The organism is Sarcina ventriculi (assembly GCF_900456775.1).
Taxonomy (GTDB): domain Bacteria; phylum Bacillota; class Clostridia; order Clostridiales; family Clostridiaceae; genus Sarcina; species Sarcina ventriculi.
The window spans coordinates 1-13,006 of record NZ_UAUL01000003.1 but is presented as its reverse complement, the minus strand read 5'-3'; the positions used below and the strand labels follow the sequence as shown (position 1 = coordinate 13,006).

Annotated in this window: 13 protein-coding genes and 1 pseudogene; 8 read left to right on the top strand and 6 right to left on the bottom strand. The window is 24.4% G+C overall.

Features of this window, described 5'->3' with window-relative positions:
* The first annotated feature begins 135 nt into the window (after positions 1 to 135).
* The 5 genes from DR020_RS03895 (at position 136) to DR020_RS03880 (ending at position 3,080) form a co-directional block, all read left to right on the top strand.
* Positions 136 to 333 (top strand): helix-turn-helix domain-containing protein, encoded by a 198-nt coding sequence (locus DR020_RS03895; protein WP_112365337.1) that lies wholly within the window; start codon positions 136 to 138, stop codon positions 331 to 333.
* A gap of 4 nt (positions 334 to 337) precedes the next feature.
* On the top strand, positions 338 to 463 hold the full coding sequence (locus tag DR020_RS12605; protein WP_265327738.1) for a hypothetical protein: 126 nt from the start codon (positions 338 to 340) through the stop codon (positions 461 to 463).
* Between the two features lie 112 nt (positions 464 to 575).
* Positions 576 to 1,340 carry a hypothetical protein gene (locus DR020_RS03890; RefSeq protein ID WP_112365336.1) on the top strand — a complete coding sequence of 255 codons (765 nt, stop codon included), beginning with the start codon at positions 576 to 578 and terminating at the stop codon, positions 1,338 to 1,340.
* A gap of 13 nt (positions 1,341 to 1,353) precedes the next feature.
* Positions 1,354 to 2,676 (top strand): replicative DNA helicase, encoded by a 1,323-nt coding sequence (locus DR020_RS03885; protein WP_112365335.1) that lies wholly within the window; start codon positions 1,354 to 1,356, stop codon positions 2,674 to 2,676.
* 134 nt (positions 2,677 to 2,810) lie between these two features.
* Positions 2,811 to 3,080 carry a hypothetical protein gene (locus DR020_RS03880; RefSeq protein WP_112365334.1) on the top strand — a complete coding sequence of 90 codons (270 nt, stop codon included), beginning with the start codon at positions 2,811 to 2,813 and terminating at the stop codon, positions 3,078 to 3,080.
* A 1,154-nt stretch (positions 3,081 to 4,234) separates the two neighbouring features.
* Here the strand turns inward: DR020_RS03880 and DR020_RS03875 are convergent.
* The 4 genes from DR020_RS03875 to DR020_RS03860 form a co-directional block, all read right to left on the bottom strand.
* Entirely contained in the window at positions 4,235 to 4,540 is a 306-nt protein-coding gene (locus tag DR020_RS03875) for an SdpI family protein (protein WP_160110445.1), read from the bottom strand.
* A gap of 505 nt (positions 4,541 to 5,045) precedes the next feature.
* Positions 5,046 to 5,384, bottom strand: coding sequence for an SdpI family protein (locus tag DR020_RS03870; protein ID WP_112365332.1), 339 nt, complete (start codon positions 5,382 to 5,384; stop codon positions 5,046 to 5,048).
* A 1,720-nt stretch (positions 5,385 to 7,104) separates the two neighbouring features.
* On the bottom strand, positions 7,105 to 7,410 hold the full coding sequence (locus DR020_RS03865) for an SdpI family protein (RefSeq protein ID WP_160110445.1): 306 nt from the start codon (positions 7,408 to 7,410) through the stop codon (positions 7,105 to 7,107).
* A gap of 505 nt (positions 7,411 to 7,915) precedes the next feature.
* Positions 7,916 to 8,254: an SdpI family protein gene (locus tag DR020_RS03860; RefSeq protein ID WP_112365332.1), complete on the bottom strand. Its 339-nt coding sequence runs from the start codon at positions 8,252 to 8,254 to the stop codon at positions 7,916 to 7,918.
* Positions 8,255 to 9,241: 987 nt separating this feature from the next.
* On the opposite strand from DR020_RS03860, the pseudogene DR020_RS03855 reads away from it, so the two are divergent.
* Positions 9,242 to 9,595: pseudogene (locus DR020_RS03855) on the top strand (BRO-N domain-containing protein); the annotation flags it as partial.
* A 193-nt stretch (positions 9,596 to 9,788) separates the two neighbouring features.
* Here the strand turns inward: DR020_RS03855 and DR020_RS12600 are convergent.
* The gene (locus DR020_RS12600) at positions 9,789 to 9,911 is read right to left on the bottom strand and encodes a BRO-N domain-containing protein (protein ID WP_265327737.1); all 123 of its coding nucleotides are present in this window, start codon (positions 9,909 to 9,911) and stop codon (positions 9,789 to 9,791) included.
* A gap of 753 nt (positions 9,912 to 10,664) precedes the next feature.
* Between DR020_RS12600 and DR020_RS03850 the strand changes: the two genes are divergently transcribed.
* Together DR020_RS03850 and DR020_RS12595 are read left to right on the top strand one after the other, a co-directional pair.
* Positions 10,665 to 11,906 carry a helix-turn-helix domain-containing protein gene (locus DR020_RS03850; protein WP_112365331.1) on the top strand — a complete coding sequence of 414 codons (1,242 nt, stop codon included), beginning with the start codon at positions 10,665 to 10,667 and terminating at the stop codon, positions 11,904 to 11,906.
* A gap of 113 nt (positions 11,907 to 12,019) precedes the next feature.
* Complete coding sequence (locus DR020_RS12595) at positions 12,020 to 12,142, top strand: hypothetical protein (protein WP_256437761.1); 123 nt, start codon at positions 12,020 to 12,022, stop codon at positions 12,140 to 12,142.
* 270 nt (positions 12,143 to 12,412) lie between these two features.
* Here DR020_RS12595 and DR020_RS03845 read toward each other — a convergent pair.
* Positions 12,413 to 13,006: helix-turn-helix domain-containing protein (locus DR020_RS03845; protein WP_112365330.1), on the bottom strand; the 594-nt coding region annotated here is incomplete at its 5' end.

Sequence of the window (13,006 nt, the reverse complement as noted above, 5' to 3'; positions counted from 1 at the left end):
TATAAATTAAATCACAAAAAAATAAAACTTTTATTCATAAAATCACAAAAAAAATAAAAAAATGTTGTTATAATCACAATTAAATGGTATTATATACTTAAATAACATTTAAAAATCACAGAAAGAAGGGAAAATATGAATCTTAAAACTGAAAGAAAGAAATTAAATTTAACACAAAGAGAATTAGCAGAGTTATCAAATGTCGGAATAAATACATTATTAAAAATAGAAAAAGGGAATTTAGATTCGACCAAAGTAGGAACATTAAAAAAAATTGCAAATACTTTTGGAGTTCAATTAGTAGATTTATTTTTTAAAGAAGAGGAGGAATAAAAAAATGAAAGGAAAGTATATAGAACAGATAGAAGAAATAACAAAAAATTGTGATACAAAAGAGTTAATAGAGGTGTTAAAAACAACTTTGATAGAAATAAAAAAATTGAGTAAGAACAATAAAAAATAGAGTAATAATTAAATTAAAATTAGTGACACAGTTACACTTAAGCATTAAATCAAACTAGAAAGGAGAGCATGGATTGAATGGCTTTTATAAACTTAATCAGGAGGTGCTAAAAATGGATGTAATTAAGAATAAAGATGAAATCTTATTTAATCATTATTTAATGCAAAAAGAAAATTTACAAAGGTTAAAGGGGGATTTACCTAAGGGTCAATTTTATTTAACAATTAGGACTGCGTGCAATGATTTACAAGTGTCTTTTGCTAAAACGCAAAGAATAATAAAAAAGTTCGAAGAACTAAGGATAATAAACCTTATACAAAAAGGAAAACCACCTAAAACACCTTCTATTTACTCATATAATTCGATATTCACGTCTGATACTATACCTCATACTATATCTGATACTATTGGCGATACTATAAATCCTAGTAATATCAATGGATTAGATATAATTACTGATACTATTACTGAATCTATTAACGATACTATAACTGATACACCTAAAAAAGAGAATATAAAAAGAAATATTAAAAAGAATCTCTTTATTGAAAATTCTAAAGAAATGAACTTATCTAAACTACTATTTTCTTTAATGCAAATTAATAACCCCAAGGCTAAACAACCTAATTTTCAAAATTGGAGTAAAGAGTTTGATTATATATTAAGAATTGACAATAAGAATATAGAAGAGGTTGAAAGGGTTATTAGGTGGTGTCAACACGATTCATTCTGGAAATCTAATATATTAAGTCCTAAAAAGCTAAGAGAAAAATATGACCAGTTATATTTAAAAATGATTGAAGAAAATAATAAGAATCAATCTGCTAAATACAATTTTCTATCAGTATCTAACGATAGAGATAAATATTACAGATAAGGAGTTTTTAATTATGAAATATATATTAGCTCAATTACATAATAAAGAGATTGAAAAAAATATTATATCTGCGTGTTTTCAAGATAATAATTTAATTGATGAAATAGAGATAGAGTGGTTTTACTCCTCTTCTCATCAAGAAATAATAAAGGGATTTAAGGAACTAAGAAAAAAAGGTCAAAATATTGATGTAGTTATATTTTGTGAATATGCAAGCAATAAAAAAATGCCTGTAACTTTAAGTGAAATTACAGACATAGCTACTGTGTTATTATCATTAACTAATGTAAAGCAATATATTGATAAATTAAAAGATTTCTTCGTTAAGAGAAAAATTTATCTTATTACTAATAAGTTGGATTATAACACAGAATCTAATGATATGCTAGATAATTTATCTAAATTATGTGAGGAACTTCATTCTAATGACCAAAATAAAGAAAATACAAGGGAGTATTTATTTACTTATATTGATGAGCTTTATAAAGATAATGCAGAGTCTAAAATTCAAACAGGATTATTAAAACTTGATAATGATATAGTTGGGTTTTTAGATGGTCAGTTAATAACTATATCTGCTTATACAGGTATTGGTAAAAGCATTTTCACAAGCCAATTAATATTAAATATGCTTAAGCAAGATAAAAAAATAGATTTATTTAGCTTAGAAATGGGAAGAAGTGAAATAATAAATAAACTCGTTTCTAATGGCTGCGATATTGACTTTAATAAGATTTATAAAAAAGAACTAAGTGATATAGAAAAAGAAAAAATAACATTGTATATTAGTGAATTTCTATCTGCTAAGCATTTAGAGATATATGATTCTATAGGTGATATAGATAACATAATAAGCACTATAAAGAGGGATAAGCTTAAAAATAATATAGATATTGCTTTTATAGATTTAATTAATAGGGTATCTAATAAATTAGTTAATCCTAAGAATAGAGCTGAATATCTTGGAGAGCTTACAAGAAGATTAAAATTATTAGCATTACAATTAAATATTCCGATAGTGATAACAGCTCAAATTAACAGGGTTATCGAAGGAAGGCAAGATAAAAGACCAACACTAGCAGATATAAAAGAATCGGGAGGAATTGCAGAGGATAGTGATTTAGTACTTGGTTTATATAGAAATAGAGAACTAGATAAAAGAGAAGTGCGAGATGGTTTAAAAGATAAAGGATTGTTAGATTATAGTTCGCCAAACCCAGATAAAAATCCATTTGCTATGGAACTTATAACATTAAAAGGTCGTAATGTACCAGTTGAAGTTTATAGTTTTAATTGGGAAGGTAAATATCAAAGGATTAAGAATTGGGCTAGATAATAATTATTTAACACTACAATCGATTATAAGGATTTTAAAAGTAATTTAGATATAAAACCATTATTTAAATATAAAAACTCGTCTACAAGGCGCATACAAGCAAATAAATATATATTGAAGAGGAGAAAGAGAAAATGAAAGAACAAAAGAAACAAATAACATTAAGAATACCAGAGGAATTATGTGATTATTGCACTAAAATAGCCAAAGAAAGACAATGGAGAAGAAGTGATGTGATTTCTGACTATATAAAAATGGGGATAGAACAAGAAAAAGAATACATAAGAGAAGCATACATAAGAGAAGGAATCGAAGAGTGTTTCGAAAAACATGACAATCGACATGAACAATTCCAAGCTTATAGAAGTTTTCTTGAACAATTATTTAATGAGGAGGTAAGATAAATGCCAAAAGTTAATTTAGATATTCCAGAGGTAGTAAATGAATACTTTAAATATAAAGCTAAGAAACTAGGCACAAGTAGAGCATTTTTATTAAGGAGGATATTTAATAATGAATAGATTACCAAACAAAATATTAAATATTGCTCAAAAGTATAAAAAGGCAGATAAAAGAACTCGTCAAAGAATTGGTTCATATATGATTTTAAAAAAGAAAAATAAATAAAATTTATAGAGAAGAGGATTACCTCTTCTTTTTTATTTTGAATAACCATAAATTATAAACTTACAAACAGAAAATTTTTCTTTTTATAGTTGTATACATGTTTAAGCAAGTTATATAAGAGTTTTGAAGAAGTTTAATTAATTATAAAGTACACTAAGATTACGCTAAGTTATATAGAGATTTTAAAAGTAGTTTTCTCTTCACAGGTTTATGTATAAGCAAGTAATACCTATTTTATATGACATTCGTATTGGGCTAGCCTGTATAAGCATGGAAAATAATTGTTCTATCTTTAATTAATTTTTATATAATTGCTTTCAAATCACAGATTTTCTGAAAAGAACGTTCTTATATCTCTTAATATTTAGAGAATCTATACTTTTGGCTTTACGCATATTGATATCTGCTGATAATTTGATATTAAGTAAATGTATTGTATCAAACCATCATATGCAGTATCAGTAATTAGTAAAAATCGATTGTATGTTTTAAGTTCATAAATCAAGTCAGATACTTGATTATCTCAAGCAATATAAAATCTTGCTTTACACAATATTCAAATTCACGTAGGCTAGAAATGTTATTTTTGACATCATAAATCATACAACATATGATTTGTTGATCTGAATGCTTACGTGGTCAGCTAGTGACCTTTGAGTCAATGCCTAATTTAATAAATGCAGTTTTTATAGCTTTAAAAATTTCAAAATAAGTGTTTTCGCTTTTAATAATTAATTCTTATGGTTGTATTACTATCTTAGGTCAAATAGTTATACCATGTGAGAATGACTTTTTTTATTTGTTAATTTTAATTATTAAACAACTTAAAGTTGTTACAAGAAATATAGAAAACTTGCAGGGTTAATGATAATAAAATGAAGGTAGTATCGTTAGCTAATGCTTAATAAGTCTCTTATTTTATATAGTCAGACTAGAATTTTTTTTCTAATTCTATTTCTAAAATAATTGTTGGTATTATTATAGTAGCAGGAACTTCAGATATTATTACTATGTAATTAATTATGTAAATAATATTCAATGGGAATATTGTTAAAAATAAGGCAATAATTATATTAATAATTAGATAAATTACTAGAACTATTGCCATTAACTGGGTAATTCTAGTATTGGCATATTTCCATGCCTTTTCGGATTTTGTAGAACGTTTAGTTCTATAACCTACAAATGGATTTATTTTACATGTACACTTTGTATCTGTAAAGGTTATTAAGAGCATACAGATAAATAGTAAAATAATATTAATTAAACATGCAATCATTTTATTATACCTCCGATTTCAAATTGTACTGTGTTTAATATTGAAATATTTGTTAAACGTAACACATTGAGTCTATGTTACATTTACTTTTTACAAAATACTTACAACGTGCATTATTGTTATAGTTTGATAGGATTTAAAAAAGTAACACAATAGGTATTATGTTATGTTTTTTTAATTTAAATATATAGGGGGGAGTAGTTCCAGGAATGAAAAAATTTTAAAAGTCGCATTGATAATAAAACTTACACAAAATTCCTAAAAATCATAAAAGGGTGGTAAAAATTATGTAAAATATTGATAAAATATCATATCATATAAATAAACTAAGTAAAAACTATTAAATTTATAGTGAAAAATTTATAAAAATTAATTTAAAAAATATATTTTCTTTACGGTATATTTTTACATTTTAATATATTTAATAATGGGCTCATAAAAAAAAGTTCAAAAATATTTAATTTTATTTATCTGCATCACCAAATTTTAACTTTAGTTTAATTTCTACTATTATTGATACTATTATACAAGTTAATATATTCATAACAAAGTATATTTTTGATAATAAATAACTTTCCCAGGGAAACATTACAGACAATATAGTTATTAAAAGAACTACTGTAGGTATAATTATAGTCAAGAGAATTCCTGATAATCTATTTGCATAAATCCAACTTGCATTAGATTTTCTAGCACGTTTTGTTCTATATCCTATTCCATATCCTCTCGGTGGAGTAAAAAACAATAAATATAATCCAAAACTCATAAATATTAACGATATGGATATATTCGAAAATGTCATAATATCAACTCCTTGAAAATGAGCAAATAAATAATTCTAGATATTTATTACATATTTTTATTTATTACGTATATCAATATTATCTAATATATCTGTAAATAATATTAACAACTATAATCGATACGTCACAAAATATGAAAATTATATAAAAGCTCAAATAATACCAAGTTCTAAACTCTCTTTTAAAATATAAATATAGTATTGCTAGAAGTTCGAGTATGGGTAAGGATATCATAAACACATATTTTGAAGTATATGAAGTTAAATGACCTGTTGTTAAATTTATCTGATTTGCTACATTGCTAGGTAAAAAATATATAAATCCAAGGTTTAAAAGAAATGTACATATTGAAATAATTATACCTATTTTCAAAAACTTCAGTCTTTTATTCACTATTATCACCTCATAAATTAAATATTGAATTATTTTGAAATAGTATACTCTTATAATTTTATTTAATCAACTAGGTTTAATATTTAAAAGTATCATCTAATTTCACAAAAATTCTGTAATTAGTTTTATTTTTTAGAATATCAAAATGCTTATTTATATTTGAATCAAAAAATTCAATAATGCTAAAAATCTAATATATCTTAGTGTAGTTGAAAATTTTGCAAATGGCTTTTTAATATTGATTCACCTCTTATTTAGTCAAATTAATCTTTACAAAAAATATTTATTATTAAAGTTTTATATATAGGTAAAATAAATACAATATTTATCAATATTCATAATATAAATAATTGTTTATTATATAAGCCTCTCAAATGATGAGGAAATTTTTCTTTTTATAGTTGTATACATGTTTAAATAAGTTATATAGGAGTTTTGAAGAAGTTTAATTAATTATAAAGTACACTAAGATTACGCTAAGTTATATAGAGATTTTAAAAGTAGTTTTTCTTAGAGTTTTGAAGAAGTTTAATTAATTATAAAGTACACTAAGATTACGCTAAGTTATATAGAGATTTTAAAAGTAGTTTTCTCTTCACAGGTTTATGTATAAGCAAGTAATACCTATTTTATATGACATTCGTATTGGGCTAGCCTGTATAAGCATGGAAAATAATTGTTCTATCTTTAATTAATTTTTATATAATTGCTTTCAAATCACAGATTTTCTGAAAAGAACGTTCTTATATCTCTTAATATTTAGAGAATCTATACTTTTGGCTTTACGCATATTGATATCTGCTGATAATTTGATATTAAGTAAATGTATTGTATCAAACCATCATATGCAGTATCAGTAATTAGTAAAAATCGATTGTATGTTTTAAGTTCATAAATCAAGTCAGATACTTGATTATCTCAAGCAATATAAAATCTTGCTTTACACAATATTCAAATTCACGTAGGCTAGAAATGTTATTTTTGACATCATAAATCATACAACATATGATTTGTTGATCTGAATGCTTACGTGGTCAGCTAGTGACCTTTGAGTCAATGCCTAATTTAATAAATGCAGTTTTTATAGCTTTAAAAATTTCAAAATAAGTGTTTTCGCTTTTAATAATTAATTCTTATGGTTGTATTACTATCTTAGGTCAAATAGTTATACCATGTGAGAATGACTTTTTTTATTTGTTAATTTTAATTATTAAACAACTTAAAGTTGTTACAAGAAATATAGAAAACTTGCAGGGTTAATGATAATAAAATGAAGGTAGTATCGTTAGCTAATGCTTAATAAGTCTCTTATTTTATATAGTCAGACTAGAATTTTTTTTCTAATTCTATTTCTAAAATAATTGTTGGTATTATTATAGTAGCAGGAACTTCAGATATTATTACTATGTAATTAATTATGTAAATAATATTCAATGGGAATATTGTTAAAAATAAGGCAATAATTATATTAATAATTAGATAAATTACTAGAACTATTGCCATTAACTGGGTAATTCTAGTATTGGCATATTTCCATGCCTTTTCGGATTTTGTAGAACGTTTAGTTCTATAACCTACAAATGGATTTATTTTACATGTACACTTTGTATCTGTAAAGGTTATTAAGAGCATACAGATAAATAGTAAAATAATATTAATTAAACATGCAATCATTTTATTATACCTCCGATTTCAAATTGTACTGTGTTTAATATTGAAATATTTGTTAAACGTAACACATTGAGTCTATGTTACATTTACTTTTTACAAAATACTTACAACGTGCATTATTGTTATAGTTTGATAGGATTTAAAAAAGTAACACAATAGGTATTATGTTATGTTTTTTTAATTTAAATATATAGGGGGGAGTAGTTCCAGGAATGAAAAAATTTTAAAAGTCGCATTGATAATAAAACTTACACAAAATTCCTAAAAATCATAAAAGGGTGGTAAAAATTATGTAAAATATTGATAAAATATCATATCATATAAATAAACTAAGTAAAAACTATTAAATTTATAGTGAAAAATTTATAAAAATTAATTTAAAAAATATATTTTCTTTACGGTATATTTTTACATTTTAATATATTTAATAATGGGCTCATAAAAAAAAGTTCAAAAATATTTAATTTTATTTATCTGCATCACCAAATTTTAACTTTAGTTTAATTTCTACTATTATTGATACTATTATACAAGTTAATATATTCATAACAAAGTATATTTTTGATAATAAATAACTTTCCCAGGGAAACATTACAGACAATATAGTTATTAAAAGAACTACTGTAGGTATAATTATAGTCAAGAGAATTCCTGATAATCTATTTGCATAAATCCAACTTGCATTAGATTTTCTAGCACGTTTTGTTCTATATCCTATTCCATATCCTCTCGGTGGAGTAAAAAACAATAAATATAATCCAAAACTCATAAATATTAACGATATGGATATATTCGAAAATGTCATAATATCAACTCCTTGAAAATGAGCAAATAAATAATTCTAGATATTTATTACATATTTTTATTTATTACGTATATCAATATTATCTAATATATCTGTAAATAATATTAACAACTATAATCGATACGTCACAAAATATGAAAATTATATAAAAGCTCAAATAATACCAAGTTCTAAACTCTCTTTTAAAATATAAATATAGTATTGCTAGAAGTTCGAGTATGGGTAAGGATATCATAAACACATATTTTGAAGTATATGAAGTTAAATGACCTGTTGTTAAATTTATCTGATTTGCTACATTGCTAGGTAAAAAATATATAAATCCAAGGTTTAAAAGAAATGTACATATTGAAATAATTATACCTATTTTCAAAAACTTCAGTCTTTTATTCACTATTATCACCTCATAAATTAAATATTGAATTATTTTGAAATAGTATACTCTTATAATTTTATTTAATCAACTAGGTTTAATATTTAAAAGTATCATCTAATTTCACAAAAATTCTGTAATTAGTTTTATTTTTTAGAATATCAAAATGCTTATTTATATTTGAATCAAAAAATTCAATAATGCTAAAAATCTAATATATCTTAGTGTAGTTGAAAATTTTGCAAATGGCTTTTTAATATTGATTCACCTCTTATTTAGTCAAATTAATCTTTACAAAAAATATTTATTATTAAAGTTTTATATATAGGTAAAATAAATACAATATTTATCAATATTCATAATATAAATAATTGTTTATTATATAAGCCTCTCAAATGATGAGGAAATTTTTCTTTTTATAGTTGTATACATGTTTAAATAAGTTATATAGGAGTTTTGAAGAAGTTTAATTAATTATAAAGTACACTAAGATTACGCTAAGTTATATAGAGATTTTAAAAGTAGTTTTCTCTTCACAGGTTTATACAATGGTTAAGTTATAACTTCAGATGTTCATCTCATGAACTTTTGAAAATAAAGAGGTAGAAGTATTTGAATTTGAAGAAAAGGTATTATTTAATCCATATCATGTTGGAGAATGTTTAAATTTAACAGATAGTGCTGTTAGAAAATCTATAGCAAATATGAATAATAAACAAGTTGTTAAATTGAAAAATTTAGATGTGAAAGATGTTCCCATCCGAAAATTAAATAATGCTGGTGAAAATTTTCTAACAGAAAGTGGAGTTTATAAACTAATATTTAAATCCGATAAAAAAGAAGCTGAAAAATTTCAAGATTGGGTAACAGATGAAGTATTGCCTAACATAAGAAAAACAGGCGGATATATTACTACTACAAATACCATGAGTGATGAAGATATTCTGGCAAGAGCCTTACAAATTTAGATGTCGTTTCAAGCGACTTCCGAAAATTAAATAATAGAGGTGAAAACTTCTTAAAAACTATAATGTGAATTCAAGTAACATTAGACAATTAGCTAACAGAGGTTAAATATAATAGCAAGATACTATAAATATGTCATATAGTCGATTTTATATGGATTTAGATACAAAAATCATAGCAAGATTATAGCAAGGTTCACCTTATAGTGGGAATAACTTCTACTGCTAACCATCCTTGAAATTTTCTTGCTACATCATTATTTGTTTTCATTGCTAATGAATAGAATAGGCTCTCTGGGATATAATCTCCTTTCTCCACAAGTGGAGAACTTTCAAATTCACTTATAAAACCATTCATTCTTTCCCATTTAGGATATTTCCTATTATTCTTAACTTGATACCATCCAAACCAGATTGCTGTATCTTCTGCATTAATAGAAATGCTTCCATCCTCATTTTTAATTGCTCTTACCTTAATTCCTTCAAGTTTTTTATAAAGTGATTTATTATTTATTTTTAGTCTAAAGATGATTATTCTACATACGCTAATCCTACATTAAAAATAAATATTATAAAAAATAAATGTACTAAGTAGTATTACTTAGCAATGAAAAAGTTTATAGTAAAAAGATAATATTCATTATTTTTTTTCATTACAACAAAATATTATGCCTTTTATTGAAGTCAAAATTGGAAATTCATTTAATAATTTCGCTTTTTTAAATAAATTTTATTTGTATACACCTTTGAAAGCCTGTAAACAAGCCATTTTAACTCCCAACTTCGGAAAATCTACGTTTTCTGAAGTTCTTGGTTATTATTTTTCCACCTTAATTATTTCATGATTTATTTATTATATGGCTCTATAATCAATTCTAAGGCGTTTTAACATATCTCTTAATATAATTTATCATTTTGATTTTTAAACCTCTTAAATCGGCGTATATTGAGTTGAAACATTTCATAGTTTTATTATTTTTATAATACTCATTTTTGTATTTACTTTCTTAGGCTATTTAGAATTAAAAAAAATATGTTATAATCTGTCTAAAGATGGGAGGTGAGATAAAAGGTGACATTAACTTTAGAACAGCAGAATAATGAAAGTCATTCTTCTAGTAAATATATAAATATAGTTCATGGAAATAGTGAAGGGTGGATAACTAGAGCTGAAATATCTAATCATAATTATAAACAATGGCATTATAAGTATTTACAGCTATTAGAATTAGAGTTTAAAGAACATAATGTGTATATTACTTTAAATACTTTTTATAAGACTTATAGGAGATTAGAATATCTCAAAGAGCTCAAAGCTTTGTTTATTGATTTAGATACATATAAAACAGGTTTTACAAAAGAGCAAATTTTAATGAATCTAAATGACAATCATTTCAAACAATCCATTCCTATACCAAACCTAATTATAGATAGTGGAAGAGGATTATACTTAATATGGCTTATAAATAAAGTTCCAAGTATGGCTCTGCCACTTTGGAAAGCTGTTGAAGAATATTTTTATAAAACATTGAAAGAATTTGGAGCAGATAGACAAGCACTAGACGCAACAAGAATATTAAGAGTGCCAGGGAGTATTAATTCTAAAACGAATACTGAAGTAAAAATAATAGATGAATATAATTATTTATATGATTTAAGAGAAATACAAAACGAATATATGCCAGAACTAAGCGAGAAGGTATCTGTAAGGCGAGGTAGACCTAAAAAGGTGTTATTTGTCTACAGAGAGAGAAGTCTTTATTATGCAAGGCTACAGGACATAATAAAGCTATGTGAGTTAAGAGAGTATGATTTAAAAGGTCATAGGGAACTTATATTATTTCTATATAGATATTATTCATGTTATTTTACTGAAGATATAGAAAAGGCATTGCATGATACTTTAGAAGTAAATAGTATGTTTAGACAGCCATTAAGTGAAAAAGAAGTTATAAGGGCTACTAGGTCAGCAGAAACAGTATATAAAGACCAAAATAAAGATTATAAATACAAAAATGAAACTCTAATAAATCTTTTAGAAATATCAGATATAGAACAAAAAGAAATGTTAACTATAATTTCTAAAGATGAATATAAACGTAGAGAAAACATTAGAAGAAAAAAGAATTATAAAAAAGAATTAGAAGCTCAAAGTAAAATACCACTACAGGATAAGTTATCTGAAAGAAGATTAAAAATAAAAGACCTTCTTGCAAAAGGTCTAAAACAACAAGATATATGTCATGCATTAAATATATCTAAAAGAACATATCTTCGTGACAGAAAATATTTAAAAGAACAAGGCTTGATATAACCTTATTTCTTTTGTATTATAAATTAAATTTTAAAATAATACAACAGGTGCCACTTTTTGTACGCTTGTATTATAGGGGTACTTGTACCTGTTGTCTTTCGGAGGTAGGAGAAGTGGAGAAATGTGTTATAATTTTAGGAATAATTGTATTGTGTATTGTTTTTTCATTGGTGATAGGTTGTATGATATTAGCTAATAGTTCTCCATATTGGGGTAGTATTTTACTTCATCATTAGGGTTAGATATAAAAAACTATATAAATATAAGACCTTGAGCTAAAAGGTCTTAAACAAAAAGATATATGTTTAATTTTAAATGTATTTAAAACAACTTATTTTACTTTTACTTACCTTTAAGATGGGAAATTTTCTAAAGAACAAGGTTATATTAGCCCTTGTTCTTTTGTATTTTAGATAAAAAGTATTATTTCAACCAGTGTTAAATTTTCTTGCCTTGTAATACAGGGGTACGTAGTATGCAGTATATTCTTTTAAGGATTACTGTATTTATTCTTTGTTGTCTTTTTTCTTTTCGTAATTTATTTTTATTAATTGAGTTTCTAAAAATTCTAAAGTTTTATCTAAAAGTGTTATCTTTTCCTCATGAGTTATCTTTTCAAGGTTTAGATTTCTAAAAGGTGCTTTTATCTTTTTAAAATTTGGATATTGTTCGGCTACAATTAATAAACCATCTAAACATGAGATTAGAAATTTTTCTATTTCTTTATCATTTTGTTTTAAATTTTTAAAAGATAACTCGTTTAGTTGTTCCAGTTTATACATTTGATTGTTTAATTTCATTAGTAGTTCTGTTTTTTGTTGTGTTATTTTATTTATATTTAAAGCTTCTTCAACTACTGTTTCATCGTAATCAAATAGGAGTTCAATTATAGAAATTTTAAATATATTTGCGATAGTATCTAAAGTTTCTATGCTGGGGGTAGTTAAGTTATTTTCATAGTTCCAAACAGCATTTTTTGAAATGTTACATTGTTTTGCAAGTTGTTCTTGTGTTAGTTTATGTCGTTTACGGAATTCCTTTAAATTGCTTGCGATAATTTCTTGTGTACTTTTTTTCATTTTTTTCACCTCTTTAAACAT

Coding starts and splice junctions, on each gene's coding strand:
- DR020_RS03895 (WP_112365337.1), top strand. CDS start 136: ATGAATCTTAAAACTGAAAGAAAGAAATTAAATTTAACACAAAGAGAA.
- DR020_RS12605 (WP_265327738.1), top strand. CDS start 338: ATGAAAGGAAAGTATATAGAACAGATAGAAGAAATAACAAAAAATTGT.
- DR020_RS03890 (WP_112365336.1), top strand. CDS start 576: ATGGATGTAATTAAGAATAAAGATGAAATCTTATTTAATCATTATTTA.
- DR020_RS03885 (WP_112365335.1), top strand. CDS start 1,354: ATGAAATATATATTAGCTCAATTACATAATAAAGAGATTGAAAAAAAT.
- DR020_RS03880 (WP_112365334.1), top strand. CDS start 2,811: ATGAAAGAACAAAAGAAACAAATAACATTAAGAATACCAGAGGAATTA.
- DR020_RS03875 (WP_160110445.1), bottom strand. CDS start 4,540: ATGCTCTTAATAACCTTTACAGATACAAAGTGTACATGTAAAATAAAT.
- DR020_RS03870 (WP_112365332.1), bottom strand. CDS start 5,384: ATGACATTTTCGAATATATCCATATCGTTAATATTTATGAGTTTTGGA.
- DR020_RS03865 (WP_160110445.1), bottom strand. CDS start 7,410: ATGCTCTTAATAACCTTTACAGATACAAAGTGTACATGTAAAATAAAT.
- DR020_RS03860 (WP_112365332.1), bottom strand. CDS start 8,254: ATGACATTTTCGAATATATCCATATCGTTAATATTTATGAGTTTTGGA.